Genomic DNA, 17,941 nt, shown 5'->3' on the forward strand with positions numbered 1-17,941 from the left:
TGCGCCGCGCCGGGCCGGATGCGTGAGGGCTCACCGCGCCACGCGTGCGCCCTGGGTGGGGTGAGCCTCCAGCGGGTCAGCCCCGCGCCGGGATGCCCCGCGCCGGATTAGCCCCGCGCCGGAATCTCCAGCCCTCGCTGCACGGCGGGGCGTGCCACGAAGGCCCCCAGCACGCGCTGCACCTGCGGGAAGGCGTCAAAGCCCACCAGATCGCCCGCGCCGTAGAAGCCCACGAGGTTGCGCACCCAGGGGAACACGGCGATGTCGGCGATGGTGTAGTCGCTGCCCATGATCCAGTCGCGGCCCGTCAGGCGCTGCTCCAGCACGCCCAGCAGGCGCTTGGACTCGGCCACGTAGCGGTCGCGCGGGCGCTTGTCCTCGTAGTCCTTGCCCGCGAACTTGTGGAAGAACCCGAGCTGCCCAAACATCGGCCCCACGCCGCCCATCTGCCACATCAGCCACTGCAGCGTCTCGTAGCGCGCGGCGGCGTCCTGCGGCAGAAAGCGCCCGGTTTTCTCGGCCAGGTAGACCAGGATGGCGCCGGACTCGAACAGCGCCAGCGGTTGGCCGCCGGGGCCGTTGGGGTCGAGGATGGCGGGGATCTTGTTGTTGGGGTTGAGCGCGAGGAACTCGGGCGAGAGCTGGTCGTTGGTCTCAAAGCTCACCAGGTGCGGCTCGTACGGCAGCCCCGTCTCTTCCAGCAGGATCGACACCTTCACGCCGTTGGGCGTGGGCAGCGAATACAGCTGCAGCCGGTCGGGGTGCGCGGCGGGCCATTTGGCCGTGATGGGGTGGGTCCATGCCATGGGCAACTCCTTTTTCAATCCTTGACGAGGCCGCAGTCCACCACGAGGTTCTGCCCCGTCACGGCGCGGCCCCAGGGCGAGAGGAAGAACAGCACCGCGTCGGCAAACTCGGCCGGCGTGGTCACGCGGCGCAGCGGGGTCATGCTGGCGATCAGGTCGAACACCGCCTCGGGCGTGGCACTGCTGGCGTCGGTGGTACGCAGCAACCCGCCCGACACCATGTTCACCGTGATCCCATCCGGCCCCAGGTCGTGCGCCGCCGTGCGCGTGAGCGACAGCAGCGCGGCCTTGGCCGCCGTGTAGTCGTGGTACGGCACCACCGGGTTCTGGAACAGGTTGGTGCCCACGTTCACGACACGCCCGAAGCCCTGCGCGCGCATGCCGGGCAGCGCGGCCTGCATGGTGTTGAGCGCGCCCTTGACCGCGCCCTCGATCTGCTGGCTGAAGCGCTCCCAGGTGATCTCGCCCAGCTTGGGGCGCGCATCGCCGTCGAACGAGAACTGCGCCAGCGCGTTGTTCACCACGGCGCTGATGGGGGCGCCGGTGCGCTCGCGCGCGGTGGCAAACAGGCGCTGCACGGCGGCGGCGTCGGTCACGTCCGCCTGCAGCGCGATGGCGCGCGGGCCCAGCTCGTCGGCCAGCGCCTGGGCGGCGGCATCGCTGCGGTGGTAGTTGACGACCACGCCCGCGCCCTCGCGCGCCACGGCGCGCGTGATGGCCTGGCCCAGGCCCCGGGCGCCGCCCGTGACCAGCACCCATTGTTCAGACAAAAGCATGCATAAATCCTAGTGAAACGCGCCGTCAGGCGGCCTTGGCTTCCTTGGGCGGGCGGTGCAGCACGCACAGCTTGTTGCCGGCCGGGTCGCGCAGGTAGGCCAGGTACAGCCGCCCGCCCGGCGCATGCTCGCGCCAGCCCGGCGGGTCTTCACACGTCACGCCGCCGCTGGCCACGCCCGCCGCGTGCGCCGCATCCACCTGCTCGGGCGACTCGGCCGCAAAGCCCGTCGTGGCGCCGTTACCAAAGCAGGCCGGCTCGCCGTTAATGGGCGCGGAGATGGCAAAGGTGTTGCCCGCGTGACGCCAGAAGGTGCGGCCCTTGGGGTCGGTGAAGCCAGGCTTGCAACCCAGGGCGCCCAGGAAGGCGTCGTAGAACTGCTTGGATTGGTCGGGGTTGCTGGCTCCCAGCATGACGTGGCTGAACATGGGGGGTGGGTCTCCTTGGTGTGAAACGCGCGAGTCAGCCCGAATGGGCATGTGCGTAGCGGCACAAGGCCGCGCGAAGGATGGTAGCGGGCAAAGGGACAAAGTGCAGGAGTGCTGCCAAAGTCAACGATTGGCTCTGTCGGCCAGGAGCGGTCTGTGGCGGCAGATGAAAGCGGACGCTCAACGCTCAGATTAACCGGCGCTCAACCCAAAGGCGGAGGGCACCAATACTGGCCATAAAAAATGCCGATGGCATGGCCAGTGTTGGCATTCGCGTTGAACCGTCAGTTAGCCAACATATTGCCTTTGTAGAAAGGCATAGGCCGTTGCCATCCCAAAACCTAGGGATAAAAGATTTCAACTCCATCCATATAGGGAGTAAGCGTCGCACCCGATAGCGCGACAATCAGGTTTTGAAGCCAACGATGCTTGGCCAATTCGTGCTCATTTCCTTCGAGGAAGGATTTTTCTGAATCATATATGGATTTTGCGAGAGAATGACACTCCGCCGATGATTTGCCAACAATATTCAGGAAATAAATTCCGTTTTCTTTGCAGATTAGTTCTTCATTATTTATTTCAATTGTTGCGGCTTCAAGCTTTTCGCCTGGCTTCATCATCTCAATGATGTTCTTGTCAATGACAATTCTAGGGTAAATTGCTTGTTTTTGCTCTATTTCGTAAGCAATCGGAAGTGCGTGACTGTAAGTGAGTGATCCGGATTTGAAGTGTGGCGCAAATGATATCCCACCTCTGATGAATAAACCATTCTTAAGAAATGATCTGTGAACACGCACGAGTGTCCGTAGAAATTCCGGAAATGGTGTTGATGGGTGCGTGCTGACGATGATTGTGTCGCTAATGGCTTGATAACTAATTTCAGTTTCATTGATACCATTCAGCACGGATAGCGCAGATTCTAGTTTTTGTTTGAAGTCTTCCTTGCCATTGTGGCGGTCATCGTTGATTTTGTTTTTGTAACCAAGGACATCAAGTAGGGAAACGAATGTGTAGGGGATTGCCATACGATTTACTCCATCGCTGCAGCAATTTTTCCAATTTCTGATTTGTATTCATCCATCCGGGTCACCCAATCGGCCCACACAGCACCACGGTAATAATCACCATCCGATGATGCGTGCACAGTATCGGGTTGCGCAATATCAAATATTGCTTTTCCTACAATCTGTGCTACAGGAGCCATTGCTCCGACGTCACGAATTGATGCGACAAAGGGATTGGAAAGCAGGGATTGCTGATTGGGTAACAACTTTTTCCCTGATCCAGATAACAGCAAGTTGACGATGCCATCTTTAATAAGCTGTTCCCATTTTAAGTACGACCCCTTCTTTTTCCCGGCTCGGTGAATTTTATAGTTATTTACAATCGCGCCGTAAAATTTTGGCGTGGTAAATGGCGCCTTGATACCATAGGGGTCAAATGTAGCGATGATTAATTCATGCCGGGTGAGCCATTCGTTCATGATCGATCCCATACCTTGTATTGCTTGGTATGAAAATCTGTCTGGGGCAGTCGGAATGAATACACCGTCGCATGAAAGGATTGTCATGCGGGTGATTGATCCGGCGCTTGGGCCAACATCGCATAGTATGTAGTCGAATCCATGCAGGGCGCCCAAATCTCTGAGCATTCTACTCATTACTGCATACGTGTTTTTATCGTGTATTGACTCGGTGACTGCCTGAGATATTGCGATGGAGAAATACTGCTCAGCTCGTGAGAAGTTGATGTCGCCACGCAAAATACTTAGATTTTTATATATTGGCGATGGGGTAATGTCTATATCTTTGACATCAACTCTCGCTCTGTCGCCATCAAATCTCGGCTGGAGTGCTTCGTATATGCTGGTTCCCGGCAGGGGGAGGTCGGGGTCATCGAAATTGTCTGCAGAACAAAAGAACAACTCCGTGCAGTTGCATTGCGGATCGCAATCCACTAGTAATACTTTCTTTTCTTGGACTTGCGCCAGATATACGGCCATATTGAATAGTGTGGTTGTCTTCGCAACGCCGCCTTTGTTGTTGTACAGGGAGACGATTTTCGTCATTTGAGTTTCCTTTTTATTTTGTTTGGTCTTGTTGGAGGCAGGTATGGCCTATGTTGTCTAACAAATAACCGGATTGTAGAGTTACGCTCAACGTCGCTTTCGGGCCGCAACCGGCCGCCGACCCTCTATTCAGAATTTATAAAACCAACAATCTCTGCATAGCCCGCGTCGTGGCCACATAAACCACCCGCGCCTCCAATATGGATTCCTGGTTTTCTGCGGCTTTTGCATCCGGGCCTTTTTCAGCCATCACCGCCACCACAGGCCACTCCAATCCTTTGCTCGCATGCATCGTCATCACCTTGATGGCGTCTTCTTCCGGCTTGTAATCGCCTGAGCGCTTGCGCACCCTGTGCGGCAGCCCCTTGCGCGCCAGAGCCGTGGAGCATTCATCCATCTCCTTGTGATGCCGGCACAGCACGGCCATGTCACCCCAGGCGTGGCCCTGAGCGTGCTGGTCGGCCAGCAGTTCGGCCATGCGTGCCACCCGCTCGGGTAGGGTGGGCAGGTCGATGACGATGGGCTCGGGGCCTTCGCGGCCGCAGCTCAGGGGTTGCAGCAGGGGGATGCCGTCGTCGCCACCCTCGGCGTCTTCGGGTTTCAGCAGGTCGCCCGCCATGCGGTGGGCCAGCTGCAGGATTTGCCGCGTGTTGCGGTAGTTGATCTTCAGGATGGTGGTGCGGCCGGCGGCCTGGATGCCCACGCTCTTCAGGCTGAAGTTCTTTTTCTTGGTGCGGTCGTAGATGCTTTGCGCGTCGTCGTACAGCAGCAGCAGGCTGTTGGTGGTGGGGTCCACCATCTGCGTGACCAGCTTGAGCCATTCGGGCGCGAAGTCGTGCCCCTCGTCGATGAGGATGGCGTGGTACTGGCCTGCGGGGATGTGGCCCGCGTCCACGCCGTTGATGACGCGCTGCACGTACTCCTGCATCAGCTTGTCCACGGGCCAGCCGCGTGTGTTGTCTGGCAGCAGGTGATAGGCGACGAGTTGGTCGCGGCACCATTTGTGGAAGTGGCGCACGTGCACGCGCTCCGCCAGCCCCTTGGCCTGCATGCTGGCGGCCAGCTTCACGGCCAGCGGCTCGTTGTAGCAAAGGATGAGGATGGGCTTGCTGCCGGGCGTCTGCGTTTGTGCCAGGTGCTCGGCGCGGTAGCCCAGGATCATGGTCTTGCCGGAGCCCGCCACGCCGTGGATCACACGGTGGCCGTCGCCCAGGCTGCGGGCCAGCTGCTCCTGCTGCAGGTCCATCACGCGCATGATGTCGGGCAGGCAGGCGTCCTCGTCGTCGCCTTGCGCGCCCGTGCCGAACAGGCTTTGCTGCTGGGGCACGCGCACTTCGGGAAAGAGAATCCAGCGCACGCGGTCAAGCTGCGGCAGCGTGATGGCGCCCTTGCCGAAGGCGTGGGGGAACATGGCCCACAGCCGCTGCTGGAAGGCTTCGGCGTCCACGTCCTCGTACATCTCGTCCTTGCAGATGGCGAGGTGCGGGGGGATGGCCTCGCCCAGGCCGGCGCCCTCGAACTGCTTGCGCGTGATGTTGGTGAAGACCACGCCATGGCCCCAGGGGAAGGCCAGCTTGCCTTGGTACGGCCCCGCGCCCTGCACGAGCTGCGGGTCGCGCTCCAGCGCGTTCACCACCTGAATGGCGCAGTGCCGCGCCTGCTGCAGTGGGCTGATGACGACCTTGAGCTGCCCGTCGGGCGCGATCTCGAAGCGCTCGCGCGTGGCGCTGCGGATGGTGTCCAGGCGCCAGTCCTTTACCTCCAGGATCAGCGCACCCCGGCGCGGGTGCAGCACCACGAAGTCGGGCCGCGTCTGCTTGGGGCCAATGGGCACGTCCCACCACAGCAGGTAGTCGTCTTCGAGTTTCTGTTCCAGCCGCTCGGCCAGCCTGCGTTCACCCGACTGCATGCGCCCCGCGCATGAGCCAAGTGCGGGTATCAACGTCGCCATTCCTCCCCCGCCCGTCCTATTTGTTTCGGATTGAAACCTTATAGGCGGCGAAGCTGATTCCAAACTGACGAGAACCCCGAGCCAGCGGCATCCGGCTGGATGGGGGCACGGTGCGCGGCCTAAGACGAAAACAGCCCCTAGCGCTTATGCAGTAAGCGCTAATAGCTATTTAATCAGGAGCAATTTGAATACAGGGCGTCAAATGCCCGACAGACATGGCGCTGCACCCAACGCAGCAGGGGAGCACCACACCCCGGCAAAGCCCGCTCAGCGCGCCGGCAGGGACGTGACCGCCCCGTCCACCGTCTGCTCCCGGCTGCCCCGCGGGCACGGCTGGTCGGTGTAGATCACGCGGCCATCGGATTGCTGGCATTTGCGCGGCTGCGCCAGGGGCGCCGACGCGGCGCCGGCCGCGCCCTGTGCGGCGGGCGTGGGCCGGCCGGCCTTGTCGCGCGGCAGGGTGTCGGGGCCGGGGCGGGTGATCTTGCGCCACATCTGCGCGGCCCAGGGGGCGGCGTGGGGCGTCCACTGGTCGGCCGTCCACCACGCGGCGGCGGCGCCGGCAATGACGACGGCGGCCAGGCCGCCCCAGAAGATGCGCTCGCCGCGGCTCAGCATGGCGTCAGGCCAGGTGCTGGCCCAGGATGCCGGCCAGCTCGAACATGCCGACGCGGTCCTTGCCGAAGACGGCGCGCAGCTTGTCGTCGGCGACGATGGTGCGCTTGTCCTGCGGGTCCTGCAGGTTGTGGGCCTTGATGTAGTCCCACATCTTCTTGACGGCCTCGGGGCGCGCCACGGGTTCAGTGCCAATCACGGCGGCCAATTGGGCGCTGGGCGCCTTGCCGGCGGCGGTGCTGGCCTTGCGCGGGGTCTTGGCGGCCGTGGTTTTGGCCGCGGCCTTCTTGGCGGCGGCCTTGGTGGCAGGTTTAGAGGCTTTTACGGCTCCAGCGCCCGTCCCACGTGCGCTGGCAGCTCCTGTTTTTGCAGCAGCCGTCTTGCGCGGCGGGTATTTGGATTCGCGCTGCTCGAACTCGAAGTTGACCTTGCCCGCCTCTTTGTCCCAGGCCAGGAAGGCCTTGAACGCGCGGCGCGTGCGCATGCTGACGAACTTGTCCAGCAGGTCGGTCTTGCCGGTGGCCAGCAGCTTTTGCATCTGCGCGCGCTCCACGGGCTGCTGCAGGATGACCTTGCCGCTCTTGAAGGTGCACGACGGCGTGGGCTGCTGGGCGGTGGGCACCGATTTGCTGCACACGTAGTTGCTGCCGTGTTCGTACACGGGGGCGCCGCAGCTGGGGCAGGCACCTAAGCTTTCCTGGCCGGCAAAGTCCACGATCTCGCCCGATTCCTCGGCGTTTTTGTCGTCGCCAAAGTCGAATTCGAGCTTGTAGTTGCCCGCCTCTTCGTCGCGGGCGATGGTGACTTCGGCCACGAAGGGCCAGCCGGCCTTGGAGCGGAAGCCCTCCAGCGGGCCGATGCGGCGGTCGCGCAATAGCTGCTCGGCCTCGGCGGTTTCAAACGTGCGGCCCGCGGGCGACTTGGTGAACGAGAAGCCGCAGCCCTCGCCCGCGCCGTTCGCGCCCGTGCAGGCGTAGCGGCGGTAGTTCTCCTTCACCACGCCGCCGCAGTTGGGGCAGGGTGTGGACAGGGTGGCGTAGTCGCCGGGAATGGTGTCGCGGTCGTATTCCTTGGCCTTCTTGACCAGCTTCTCGGTCATGGCCTGGATTTGCTGCATGAAGGCTTCGCGGCTCAGCTGGCCCTTTTCCATTTGCGCGAGCTTGAATTCCCATTCGCCCGTCAGGTCGGCGCGGCACAGCTCCTGCACATCCAGGCCGCGCAGCAGCGTCATGAGCTGGAAGGCCTTGGCCGTGGGGATCAGCTCGCGGCCTTCGCGCAGCATGTATTTTTCGGTCAGCAGGCCTTCGATGATGGCCGCGCGCGTGGCCGGCGTGCCCAGGCCTTTCTCCTGCATGGCTTCGCGCAGCTCGTCGTCGTCGATCTGCTTGCCGGCGCTTTCCATGGCACCCAGCAGCGTGGCTTCGGAGTAGCGCGCGGGCGGCTTGGTCTTCAGGCCCTTGGCCTCGGCGAACTCGGTGTGGGTCATCTCGCCGGGCTTGACGGGCACCAGCGGCTGGCCCTTGTCGCCGGCCTTGCCGTCTTCAACCTCGTTGGCGGCTTCCTTGCCGTAGATGGCCAGCCAGCCGGGCTTGACCAGCACCTTGCCCTCGGTCTTGAACGAATGGCCCACCACCTGGCTGATGCGCGTGGTGACCTGGTATTCGGCACTGGGGAAGAACACCGCCATGAAGCGGCGCACCACCAGGTCGTAGAGCTTTTGCTCGGCCTCGGACAGGCCGCTGGGGGCCTGCGTGGTGGGGATGATGGCAAAGTGGTCGCTCACCTTGCTGTTGTCGAAGATGCGCTTGGACGGGCGCAAGTAGCCGTCGTCCAGCGCCTGCTGCGCGAACGGCGCCAGGTGGCGCATGCCGCTGCCGGCCAGCATGCCGAAGGTCTGCCTGGCCACGGGCAGGTAGTCCTCGGGCAGCGCGCGCGAGTCGGTACGCGGGTAGGTCAGCGCCTTGTGGCGCTCGTACAGGCTTTGCGCCAGCGCCAGCGTGGTCTTGGCGGAGAAGCCGAACTTGCCATTGGCCTCACGCTGCAGGCTGGTCAGGTCGAACAGCAGCGGCGATGCCTGGGTGGTGGGCTTGCTTTCCTCGGTGACGGTGGCGGCCTTGCCGCGCACGGCGTCGGCGATGTCCTTGGCCTGGTGGTGCGACCAGACGCGGTCGGCGCGGGCCTCGGGGTCGTCGCTCTTCTTCCACTTGGGGTCGAACCACTTGCCCAGGTATTCGCCGGCCTCGGCATGAAAGCCCGCGTGGATTTCCCAGTAGTCGCGGCTGACGAACTTGCGGATTTTTTCCTCGCGCTCCACCACCAGCGACAGCGTGGGCGTCTGCACGCGGCCCACGGTGGTCAAAAAGAACCCGCCGTCGCGCGAGTTGAAGGCCGTCATGGCGCGCGTGCCGTTGATGCCCACCAGCCAGTCGGCCTCGGAGCGGCTGCGCGCGGCGCTGGCCAGGCCCTGCATCTGCTGGTCGCTGCGCAGGTTCTCGAAGCCGTCGCGGATGGCCTGGGGCGTCATGCTCTGCAGCCACAGGCGCTTCACGGGCTTGCCCAGCCCGCCCTTGGCGCCACCGGCGTACTGTTCGATCAGGCGGAAGATCAACTCCCCCTCGCGGCCCGCGTCACAGGCGTTGACCAGTTCGGTCACGTCCTTGCGCTTGGCCTGCTTGACCACCGCGTTCAGGCGGCTCTTGGTCTTGTCCACGGGCTTCAGGTCGAAATACGGCGGGATCACCGGCAGGTGGGCAAAGCTCCACTTGCCGCGCTTGACGTCGAATTCCTCGGGCGCCTGGATCTCCACCAGGTGGCCCACGGCGCTGGTGACCACGTAGCGCTCATTCTCGAAATGGTCCTCGTGCTTCTCGAACTTGCCGGCAACCGGCGTGAGGGCGCGCACGATGTCCTGCGCCACCGAGGGCTTTTCTGCAATTACCAGTGTTTTGGTCATTTTGTGGGTCTCTTACGCCATACCGCGCCCTGCTGGCGCTTCTACAATCCGCCTCACACGCGCGCACGCGCACGCATGTGTGCACACATTCAAAGTAACAGAGTTTCCCCATGCCCCGCACCGCTTCCACCGCCGCCCCCACGCCCGCCGCCGGTCGGCGCATCCAGACCCGGCGCTCGGGCGTGCATGGCAAGGGTGTGTTCGCCGTGCAGGACATTGCCGAGGGCGAGGTCCTCGTCGAGTACACGGGCGAGGTCATCAGCTGGCAGGAAGCCCAGGACCGCCACCCGCACGACCCCGCGCAGCCCAACCACACCTTCTACTTCCACGTGGATGAAGACCGCGTGATCGACGCAAAGTTCGGCGGCAATTCCTCGCGCTGGATCAACCACAGCTGCGACCCCAACTGCTTTGCCGACGAGCAGGGCGGCCGCATCTTCATTACCGCGCTGCGCAACATCCGCGCGGGCGAGGAACTGAACTACGACTACGGCCTGATCATCGAAGAGCGCTACACGCCCAAGCTGAAGGCCGAATACCCCTGCTGGTGCGGCAGCAAGAATTGCCGCGGCACCCTGCTGGCGCCCAAGCGCGGCTGGGCGCCGCCGGGCCTGGCGCCCCAACCTCCCACGGAGAAAGCCAGGAAGGCCCCAAAGACCCGCAAGGCCGAGGAAGCCAAGGGCAGTGACAAGGCCGACAAGGCCGGCAAGCCCGCCAAATCCGTGAAACCCCGCCAGGGCCGCAGGAGCGCCCAGCGGTGAGCCCCGCCGCCACCCCCGTGCGCTGGCCGGCCGAGGCCCTGTGGGAGGCGATTGCGCCGCTGCTGCCCGGCTTCACCGTAGAGGTCTTGCCCAGCATCGACTCCACCAACAGCGAGCTCATGCGCCGCGCGCGCGACGGCCGGCTGGAGCCCACGCTGCTGGTGACGGAGGAGCAGACCGCCGGCCGCGGCCGCCTGGGGCGCGACTGGCACAGCGCCGCCACCTACCGCGACACCGGCGTGGTGCCCGCGCTCACGTTTTCGCTGGGCCTGCCGCTGGCGCCGCACGACTGGTCGGGCCTGTCGCTGGCCGTGGGCGTGAGCGTGGCGCAGGCGCTGCAGCCCGTCCTGCCCTCCGAAGGCAGCGGGCACCCGCGCGTCCTGCTCAAGTGGCCCAACGACCTGTGGCTCCAGGATGGGCGCAAGCTCGGCGGCATTCTGGTGGAGACGGCCACCGTGACCGCGCCCGGCGCGGCCGTGCCGCCGCTGGTGGCGGGCCAGAGCCGCTACGTGGTGGTGGGCATCGGGCTGAACGTGTTGCCCGTGCTGGCCGACGGGCTGCGCACGCCTCCCGCGTGCCTGCGCGAGGTGGACACCACGCTCACCGCGGCCAGCGCGCTGCAGCGCATCGCGCCGCCGCTGGTGCATGCGCTGCTGGGTTTTGCCGAGCATGGCTTCGCCCCCTTCCAGGCGCGCTTTGCGCAGCGCGACCTGCTGGCCGGGCGCGCCGTCACGCTGAGCGACGGCACGCAGGGAACGGCCCACGGCGTGACCGAGGACGGCACGCTGCTGGTGCACACCGCGCGCGGCATGCAGCCCGTCACCAGCGCCGAGATCAGCGTGCGCCCGCAATGACCGCCACGCCGCGTTCCCAGCGCTTTTTGCGCGCCCCCCGCACCCTGAAGGACTGAGCCATGCTGCGCCTTGCCGTCGTGCTTCTGCTGCTGGCCAACGCCGGCTACTACGCCTGGTCGCAGGGGCTGCTGCGCGGCTGGGGCCTGGCGCCGGTGGATGAGTCCGAGCCGCAGCGCATGGAGCAGCAGATCGCCCCGCAGAACCTGCGCCTGCTGCCCCAGGGCGGCAAGGGGGCCGCGTCGTCCGCGGCACCGGCGGGCCCGGCGTCTTCCGCGCCGGCCTCGGCACCCGCCAGCGGGGCGGCGGCGTCCCCCGCAACCGCCGCCGCGCCCGCGGAGCCCCCGGCCTGCCTGCAGGCGGGCGCGTTCGACGCGCGCCAGGCCGACGCGCTGCGCCAGGCGGCGGCCGTCTTGCCCGAGGGCAGCTGGACCCTGGAGCCCACGCCGATCACGGGCCGCTGGATGGTGTACATGGGGCGCTTTCCCGACGAAGAGGCGGTGGCCAAGAAGCGCGCCGAGCTGCGCGCGCTCAAGATCCCCTACGACCGGCCCGGCGCGGCACTGGAGCCGGGGCTGTCGCTGGGGCGCTTTTCCACCGAGGAGGCCGCGCAGCGCGGCATGGCCCTGCTGGCCAACCAGGGCGTGCGCACCGCGCGCGTGGTGCAGGAGCGCGCCGACGCGCCCGGCTTCATGCTGCGCCTGCCGGCCGTGAACGACACGCTGCGCACACGCCTGGACACCACGCTGCAGCCGGCGCTGGCCGGCAAGACGCTGCGCCCCTGCGCCTGATCCCTGGCACGCCGCCAGCGCGGTTTGCCGACCGCCGTGGCCTGCGCGGCATGGCGCGCGGCAGCCTTGATGGATGGCGGCCTTCGCGCCGGCAGCGCCGCTGCCGGCCCGCCGTCAGCCGTCAGCCGTCAGCCCGCGTCCAAGCTGATCTGCGCAAAGCGGCTCACGCGCCGCATCTTGTCCACTTCCTTCTGGATCTGGGCCCCGAATTCCGCGGGCAGCGAACCCGAGGGGAACAGCCCGTGGTCGGCCAGCGCCTTGCGCACGGCGGGCTCCTCCAGCGCCTGTGCGACGGCATTGCGGCGCGCGCGGACCACGACGGCGGGCGTGCCGGCGGGTGCCACCAGACCGAACCACGACGGATCGTTATTGGTGAACAGGCTCAGCTCGGCATAGGTAGGCACCTTGGGCAGCACGGCCAGGCGCTGATTCCACGACACGGCCAGCGCGCGCAGCTTGCCCGCCTGGATATGAGGCAGCGACGACGCCACCTGGTCGCAGTACACCTGCACCTTGCCCTCCAGCAGGTCGGCCACGGCGGGCGCCGCGCCGCGGAAGGGCACGTGCTTCATGGACGTGCCGGTGGTGCTTTGCAGCAACTCGGCCCACATGTGGCCGATGGTGCCCGCACCGGGCGTGGCATAGGTGATCTTGCCCGGCTGGCTCTTGAGCAGCTTGATGAACTGCTCGAAGTTTTGCGCCGGCACGCTGGGGTGCACCACCAGCACGCCCGGAGCCTTGACGATCTCGGTCACCGCCGCGAAGTCCTTGATCGCATCGTAGGGCAGCTTCTTGTACACGGCGGGGTTCACGCCATGCGTGGAGAGCGTGGCCACGCCCAGCGTCATCCCGTCGGCCGCGGCCTTGGCCACCGCCTGCATGCCGGTGGCGCCGCCCGCGCCGGGCAGGTTGTCCACCTTCACGGGCATGCCGAGGATGCGCGACAGCGGCGCGGCCAGCACACGCGCGGTGATGTCGGTGGCGCCGCCCTGCGGGAAGGGGACCACCAACCGCAGGGTGCTGCTGGAGGCCTGGGCGCTCGCCAGGCCGGGGATGGCGCCAGCGGCCGCCAGTGTCAGGATGTCTCTACGCTGCATGCAATGCTCCCTCAAGGTTGGTCTTTGGTAACAAACCATTCTGGTAACCCCGCGGGCCGCTGACCAATGAGCATTGCGACACATCTCATTCCAATGCGGAATGCACTGCCGGCGCACACCGCGGCGGCGCCCGGTGGCCGCCGCGAAAGAATCCCGCATCCACCCTTGCCTGGTAAGCGCCAGCAGCTATGTTTTTTATCGCCACTGGCCTGCACAAGCGCGTGGAATGACAAAGGCCCGTCCATGGGAACGGGCCTTGCGTTGGGAACCTCGGTACAGCCGACCGCGGCCCCTTCGCTGCCGAGGCCGCCGCCTGAATGCCGCCGCCAGCGATCAGCCGCGCGGGTCGGTCGCCAGCAGAGACTCCACCAGCGCGCGCAGGTCGGCGCGCAGCCGGTCGAACCCTGCCGGCAGGATGTCCAGCGTCTGCTCATCCATGTAGAGCTTGCGGTTGATCTCCACCTGGATGCTGTGGCGGTGCTGCGCGGGGTTGCCGTAGCGGCGCACCAGTTCCACACCCTTGTAGGGATGGTTGTAGTCCACGCTGTAGCCGCGCTCGCGCAGGAACGCGCAGATCTGCTGCGACAGCGCCGGGCTGGCGGTGGCCCCGTCGCGGTCGCCCACGACGAAGTCGGCATGGTGCAGGCCCGGGTAGAGCGTGGCGTGGCTGGCGGCCACGGCGGGCATGGAGTGGCAGTTGAGGTGGATGCTGTAGCCATGGCGCGCGTGGGCGGCGTCGATCTCGGCCGCCACCGCCGCGTGGTAGGGCCGCCAGCAGCGCTCGATGCGTGCACGCACCTCGTCCACGCCCAGCGGACGGTCGTAGATGGGCTCGCCCTCGTCGGTGAACTTCCAGATCAGCCCCTTGCCCAGGCGCACCTTCTGCAGCACCACGGGGTCGGTGGTGACCGGGTCGGGCCAGGGCGCGTCCAGCAGGGTGGCGTCCAGTTCGGTGGTGTCGCGGTTGGCGTCCAGGTAGATGCGCGGGAAGTGCGCCTCCACCCAGCCCACGCCCAGCCCGGGCGCGAAGGCGTAGAGCTTTTCGACGTGGGTGTCTTCCGCACGGCGCAGCACGGGCAGGTCCAGCGCAGCGCGGAAGTCGGCGGGGTAGACGGTGCCGCTGTGCGGCGAATCCAGCACCAGGGGCGTGCGCCCCGCGATGCAGGAGACCATGCGTGCGGGTGACGCAGCGGGCGGCGCCGCAGGGGCGCCGGCTGCGCCGGGCTCGGCCTGCAGGTACTGGCTGTGGATCAGTTTCAGCACTGCTTGCATAGGCACACTCCGTGGAAATCAATCCAGTTTGATCTTGGCATAGGCTGCCACCTGTTTCATCTTGTCAATTTCACGCGCGATCTGCGCGGAGAACTCGGCGGGCGTGGTGCCCGACGCATACAGCCCCTGGGCCGCCAGGCGATCGCGCACCGCCGGCTCCTTGAGGGCCTGGGCCACGGCCTGTTGCACGCGCTGCACCTGGGCCGCGGGGGTGGATTTGGGCGCCACCAGGCCGAACCACGACGCATCGTTGGCCTGCTTGTAGCCCAGCTCGGCATAGGTGGGCACGTCGGGCAGCACGGCCAGGCGTTCGTGCCAGGACACGGCCAGGGCCTTGAGCTTGCCGGCCTTCACGTGCGGCAGCGACGAGGCCACCTGGTCGAAGTACACCGGCACCTGGCCGCCCAGCACGTCGTTGGTGGCCGGACCCGCACCGCGGTAGGGGATGTGCACCATGCTGGTGCCCGTGGCGCTCTTGAACAGCTCACCCCACATGTGGCCGATGGTGCCGTTGCCCGGCGTGGCGTATTCCACCTTGCCGGGATGGGCCTTCAGGTGCTTCACGAGGTCGGCGAAGTCCTTGACGGGCAGCACCTTGGGGTTGACCACGATGATGCCGGGCGCCTTGACGATCTCGGTCACGCCGACGAAGTCCTTGATGGGGTCGTAGGGCAGCTTGCCCAGCACGGCCGGGTTCACGCCGTGGGTGGACAGCGTGGCCACGCCGAAGGTCAGCCCGTCGGTGGCGCGCGCCACCTCGGCCATGCCGATGGAGCCGCCCGCACCGGCCTTGTTCTCGATCACCACCGGCTGGCCCAGCAGGCGCTGCAGGGGTTCCTGCAGCGAGCGGCCGGCAATGTCGGTGGCGCCGCCCGGCGGGAAGGGCACGACGATGCGCAGGGGACGGCTGTTGTCCTGGGCGAAGGTCATTCCAGAAACTACAGAGGTAACCGCCAGCGCGGCAATCAGTTTGCGACGTTGCATGGACTCACTCCTTTGATGGTGCACGAAAGATAAACGAAGGGGTGCGGACGGAAAAGCAATAGCTGTGCCTGTTATCATTCCATTGTGGAATGTTTTGATCGGCAAACCCCATGATCCTGCGCCGCCTTCACCCGCCGCTGCACCTGCTGCGGGCGTTCTGTACCGTGGCCCGCTTCGGGGGCATCTCGCGCGCGGCCGAGGCGCTGCACCTCACCCAGAGCGCGGTGAGCAAGCAGGTGCAGGAGCTGGAGCGTTGGGTGGGCGTTCCGCTGTTCGAGCGCAGCCGCAAGCGCCTGTCGCTCACACCCGCCGGTGAGCGCTACGAAAAGGCCGTGAGCGCCCTGCTCGCCCGCTTGGAGGCGGCCACGCTGGAGCTGATCACCAGCGGCGACGAGGGCGGCGCGCTGCACCTGTCGGTGCTGCCCACGCTGGCCGCCAAGTGGCTGATTCCGCGCCTGCCGCAGCTGCGTGCGCAGCACCCGCAGATCACGCTGCACTTCGTGCCCTACGTGCACGGCTACGACTTTGCCGACCCCGAGCTGGACTGCTCCATCCTGTTCGGCGACGGGCACTGGCCGGGCGCACGCGCGCACTACCTGACGGGCAACGACGTGGCCCTGATCGGCCCGCGCGCCGGGCTGGCCGGCGCGCCGCCCCTGCACAGCCCGCAGGACGTGGCACGCCACACGCTGCTGCGCCACGTGAGCGTGCCCGGCGCTTGGCAGCACTGGGCCGAGGCGCACGGCGTGAACGGCCTGGACCCGCTGGCCGGCCCGCAGTTCGACCAGTTCCAGACCATCATCCGCGCGGTGTCGGTGGGCATGGGCCTGGCCCTGGTGCCGCGCTGCCTGGTGCAGGACGAGATTGCCGCCGGCACGGTCACCGAGCCGCTGCCCGGCGGCGGCTACACGAGCGACCTGGGCTACTGGCTGTGCTACCCCGAGTCGCGTGCGCAGCTGGCCACGCTGGTGCGCTTTCGCGACTGGCTGCTGGCCCTGGCGGACCCCGCAGCGGGCACGGCCGCACCGGCTGCTTGAATCCACCTCAAAATGGCCTCCAGCGCTTTCCCATCAAGCGCGAGCAGCTATTTTATCGATAGCATCGGACAGCGGCAGCGCTATGGCCCCGATTCGCGTGCCGCGAACCGCACGCTGAAGCGCGCGCCGGGCATGGCCGCGCCGGGGCGCACGTCTTCCAGTTCCACCTCGGCGCCGTGCTGGCGCGCGATCTCGCGCACGATGGGCAGGCCCAGGCCGGAGCCGTCGGCGTCCGTCCCCAGCGCGCGGTAGAAGGGCTGGAAGACCAGTTCGCGCTCAGCCTCGGGCACGCCGGGGCCCGAGTCCTCCACCTGCAGCAGCAGCACATGGCTGAACGGGTCGGGCAGCACGCGCGCGGTGATCACGCCGGGCTGCTGCGCGCTGGACGGGGTGTAGTTGATGGCGTTGTCCACCAGGTTGCGCACCAGTTCCTTCAGCAGCGTGGGGTTGCCGTCCATCCACACGCCATTGGTGCCGGGCTCGACGCCGTCGTAGCCCAGGTCGATGTGCTTGTCCATGGCGCGCGGCACGCTGTCGCGCACCACCTCGATCACCAGCCGCGCCAGGTCCAGCGGCTGGCGCTGCACCACGGCGCTGCCGCCCTCGGCCCGCGCCAGCGCCAGCAACTGGTTGACGGTGTGCGTGGCGCGGATGGACGAACGCCCGATCTGCTTGAGCGACTGCTTGAGCTCCTCGGTGCTGGTGCCCTCGCGCTGCGCCAGGTCGGCCTGCATGCGCAGCCCGGCCAGGGGCGTCTTGAGCTGGTGCGCGGCGTCGGCCAGGAAGCGCTTTTGCGTGGCCATGGATTCCGACAGGCGCCGCAGCAGGTCGTTCACCGAATCCACCAGCGGCGCCACTTCCATCGGCACGGCCTTGTGGTCCAGCGGCGAGAGGTCGTCAGGCTTGCGCGCGCGGATGCGCTCCTCCAGCTGGTGCAGCGGCTTGATGCCGCGCGCCAGTGCCAGCCAGACCAGCAGCACCGCCAGCGGCAGGATGACGAACTGCGGCAGCATCACGCCCTTGATGATCTCGGTGGCCAGCACGCTGCGCTTGGCGCGTGTCTCGGCCACCTGCACCAGCGCGGCGGGCGCATCGGGCAGCGGCACGCGCACCCAGATGTAGGCCACGCGGATGTCGATGCCGCGCAGCTCGGCGTCGCGCAGCCGCACCTCGCCGGAGAACGCCTGCTCCTCGGGCGGCGGGCGCGGCAGGTCGCGTTCGCCCGACAGGTAGTCGCCCGTGGGCGAGAGCACCTGGTAATAAACGATGTCGGACTCGTCGGCACGCAGGATCTCGCTGGCGGGCTGGGGCAGGTTGAACAGCACCTTGCCGTCGTGCACCGTGACGAGCTGCGCCAACGCATGGGCGTTGTACTCCAGCGCGCGGTCGAAGGGCTTGTTGGCCAGGCCCTGGGCCACCAGCCAGGTCAGCGCCAGGCTCACCGGCCACAGCAGCAGCAGCGGCGTGAGCATCCAGTCCAGGATTTCGCCGAAGAGGGAGCGCTGCTCGCGCTGGAAGATTTTCAAGGTGGTGGGTGTTTTTGGCCGCTAGC

General features: G+C 66.3%; 16 protein-coding genes. 4 read left to right on the forward strand and 12 right to left on the reverse strand.

Going from position 1 to position 17,941, the window contains the following annotated elements:
- Positions 1–107 precede the first annotated feature (107 nt).
- The 8 genes from AC1PPL_RS09080 to AC1PPL_RS09115 form a co-directional block, all read right to left on the reverse strand.
- Positions 108–806, reverse strand: coding sequence for a glutathione S-transferase N-terminal domain-containing protein (locus tag AC1PPL_RS09080; protein ID WP_479973107.1), 699 nt, complete (start codon positions 804–806; stop codon positions 108–110).
- A 14-nt stretch (positions 807–820) separates the two neighbouring features.
- Positions 821–1,582: a 3-oxoacyl-ACP reductase gene (locus tag AC1PPL_RS09085; protein WP_479973108.1), complete on the reverse strand. Its 762-nt coding sequence runs from the start codon at positions 1,580–1,582 to the stop codon at positions 821–823.
- A gap of 25 nt (positions 1,583–1,607) precedes the next feature.
- Positions 1,608–2,009, reverse strand: coding sequence for a VOC family protein (locus tag AC1PPL_RS09090; protein WP_123675528.1), 402 nt, complete (start codon positions 2,007–2,009; stop codon positions 1,608–1,610).
- Between the two features lie 341 nt (positions 2,010–2,350).
- Complete coding sequence (locus AC1PPL_RS09095; RefSeq protein ID WP_479973109.1) at positions 2,351–3,034, reverse strand: hypothetical protein; 684 nt, start codon at positions 3,032–3,034, stop codon at positions 2,351–2,353.
- A 5-nt stretch (positions 3,035–3,039) separates the two neighbouring features.
- The gene (locus AC1PPL_RS09100; protein WP_479973110.1) at positions 3,040–4,077 is read right to left on the reverse strand and encodes a ParA family protein; all 1,038 of its coding nucleotides are present in this window, start codon (positions 4,075–4,077) and stop codon (positions 3,040–3,042) included.
- A 136-nt stretch (positions 4,078–4,213) separates the two neighbouring features.
- Positions 4,214–5,986, reverse strand: a complete 1,773-nt coding sequence (locus tag AC1PPL_RS09105) for a DEAD/DEAH box helicase (RefSeq protein WP_479973111.1) — start codon at positions 5,984–5,986, stop codon at positions 4,214–4,216.
- Between the two features lie 309 nt (positions 5,987–6,295).
- On the reverse strand, positions 6,296–6,646 hold the full coding sequence (locus AC1PPL_RS09110; protein ID WP_479973112.1) for a DUF4124 domain-containing protein: 351 nt from the start codon (positions 6,644–6,646) through the stop codon (positions 6,296–6,298).
- Between the two features lie 4 nt (positions 6,647–6,650).
- Positions 6,651–9,596, reverse strand: a complete 2,946-nt coding sequence (locus AC1PPL_RS09115; RefSeq protein ID WP_479973113.1) for a DNA topoisomerase III — start codon at positions 9,594–9,596, stop codon at positions 6,651–6,653.
- Between the two features lie 110 nt (positions 9,597–9,706).
- Here AC1PPL_RS09115 and AC1PPL_RS09120 point away from each other — a divergent pair, with 110 nt between their 5' ends.
- Genes AC1PPL_RS09120 through AC1PPL_RS09130 form a run of 3 tightly spaced genes read left to right on the forward strand, consistent with a single transcriptional unit; the run spans position 9,707 to position 11,999 of the window.
- The gene (locus tag AC1PPL_RS09120) at positions 9,707–10,357 is read left to right on the forward strand and encodes an SET domain-containing protein (protein WP_479973114.1); all 651 of its coding nucleotides are present in this window, start codon (positions 9,707–9,709) and stop codon (positions 10,355–10,357) included.
- A complete protein-coding gene (locus AC1PPL_RS09125) occupies positions 10,354–11,211 on the forward strand; it encodes a biotin--[acetyl-CoA-carboxylase] ligase (RefSeq protein ID WP_479973115.1) in 858 nt (285 codons plus the stop codon). Before AC1PPL_RS09120 ends, AC1PPL_RS09125 begins: the two co-directional genes overlap by 4 nt.
- 59 nt (positions 11,212–11,270) lie before the next feature.
- The gene (locus AC1PPL_RS09130) at positions 11,271–11,999 is read left to right on the forward strand and encodes an SPOR domain-containing protein (RefSeq protein ID WP_479973116.1); all 729 of its coding nucleotides are present in this window, start codon (positions 11,271–11,273) and stop codon (positions 11,997–11,999) included.
- A gap of 128 nt (positions 12,000–12,127) precedes the next feature.
- Here the strand turns inward: AC1PPL_RS09130 and AC1PPL_RS09135 are convergent, their stop codons facing one another.
- From AC1PPL_RS09135 to AC1PPL_RS09145, 3 genes are all read right to left on the reverse strand, one after another.
- A complete protein-coding gene (locus tag AC1PPL_RS09135) occupies positions 12,128–13,096 on the reverse strand; it encodes a tripartite tricarboxylate transporter substrate binding protein BugE (protein WP_123675520.1) in 969 nt (322 codons plus the stop codon).
- Between the two features lie 333 nt (positions 13,097–13,429).
- Positions 13,430–14,368 (reverse strand): N-formylglutamate amidohydrolase, encoded by a 939-nt coding sequence (locus AC1PPL_RS09140; RefSeq protein WP_479973117.1) that lies wholly within the window; start codon positions 14,366–14,368, stop codon positions 13,430–13,432.
- Positions 14,369–14,386: 18 nt separating this feature from the next.
- Positions 14,387–15,352 (reverse strand): Bug family tripartite tricarboxylate transporter substrate binding protein, encoded by a 966-nt coding sequence (locus tag AC1PPL_RS09145; protein WP_011807079.1) that lies wholly within the window; start codon positions 15,350–15,352, stop codon positions 14,387–14,389.
- Positions 15,353–15,462: 110 nt separating this feature from the next.
- On the opposite strand from AC1PPL_RS09145, the gene AC1PPL_RS09150 reads away from it, so the two are divergent.
- Positions 15,463–16,389 (forward strand): LysR substrate-binding domain-containing protein, encoded by a 927-nt coding sequence (locus AC1PPL_RS09150; protein WP_015914570.1) that lies wholly within the window; start codon positions 15,463–15,465, stop codon positions 16,387–16,389.
- 80 nt (positions 16,390–16,469) lie between these two features.
- Here AC1PPL_RS09150 and AC1PPL_RS09155 read toward each other — a convergent pair whose 3' ends face one another.
- Complete coding sequence (locus AC1PPL_RS09155; protein ID WP_088888101.1) at positions 16,470–17,915, reverse strand: sensor histidine kinase; 1,446 nt, start codon at positions 17,913–17,915, stop codon at positions 16,470–16,472.
- Positions 17,916–17,941 lie beyond the last annotated feature (26 nt).

Source organism: Diaphorobacter sp. B2A2W2 (genome assembly GCF_056730635.1).

Excerpts from the sequence above, each read along its gene's own strand:
- AC1PPL_RS09095 (WP_479973109.1), bottom strand. The coding sequence starts at position 3,034 with ATGGCAATCCCCTACACATTCGTTTCCCTACTTGATGTCCTTGGTTAC.
- AC1PPL_RS09130 (WP_479973116.1), top strand. The coding sequence starts at position 11,271 with ATGCTGCGCCTTGCCGTCGTGCTTCTGCTGCTGGCCAACGCCGGCTAC.
- AC1PPL_RS09080 (WP_479973107.1), bottom strand. The coding sequence starts at position 806 with ATGGCATGGACCCACCCCATCACGGCCAAATGGCCCGCCGCGCACCCC.
- AC1PPL_RS09145 (WP_011807079.1), bottom strand. The coding sequence starts at position 15,352 with ATGCAACGTCGCAAACTGATTGCCGCGCTGGCGGTTACCTCTGTAGTT.
- AC1PPL_RS09105 (WP_479973111.1), bottom strand. The coding sequence starts at position 5,986 with ATGCAGTCGGGTGAACGCAGGCTGGCCGAGCGGCTGGAACAGAAACTC.
- AC1PPL_RS09135 (WP_123675520.1), bottom strand. The coding sequence starts at position 13,096 with ATGCAGCGTAGAGACATCCTGACACTGGCGGCCGCTGGCGCCATCCCC.
- AC1PPL_RS09110 (WP_479973112.1), bottom strand. The coding sequence starts at position 6,646 with ATGCTGAGCCGCGGCGAGCGCATCTTCTGGGGCGGCCTGGCCGCCGTC.
- AC1PPL_RS09120 (WP_479973114.1), top strand. The coding sequence starts at position 9,707 with ATGCCCCGCACCGCTTCCACCGCCGCCCCCACGCCCGCCGCCGGTCGG.
- AC1PPL_RS09085 (WP_479973108.1), bottom strand. The coding sequence starts at position 1,582 with ATGCTTTTGTCTGAACAATGGGTGCTGGTCACGGGCGGCGCCCGGGGC.
- AC1PPL_RS09090 (WP_123675528.1), bottom strand. The coding sequence starts at position 2,009 with ATGTTCAGCCACGTCATGCTGGGAGCCAGCAACCCCGACCAATCCAAG.
- AC1PPL_RS09115 (WP_479973113.1), bottom strand. The coding sequence starts at position 9,596 with ATGACCAAAACACTGGTAATTGCAGAAAAGCCCTCGGTGGCGCAGGAC.
- AC1PPL_RS09140 (WP_479973117.1), bottom strand. The coding sequence starts at position 14,368 with ATGCAAGCAGTGCTGAAACTGATCCACAGCCAGTACCTGCAGGCCGAG.
- AC1PPL_RS09150 (WP_015914570.1), top strand. The coding sequence starts at position 15,463 with ATGATCCTGCGCCGCCTTCACCCGCCGCTGCACCTGCTGCGGGCGTTC.
- AC1PPL_RS09100 (WP_479973110.1), bottom strand. The coding sequence starts at position 4,077 with ATGACGAAAATCGTCTCCCTGTACAACAACAAAGGCGGCGTTGCGAAG.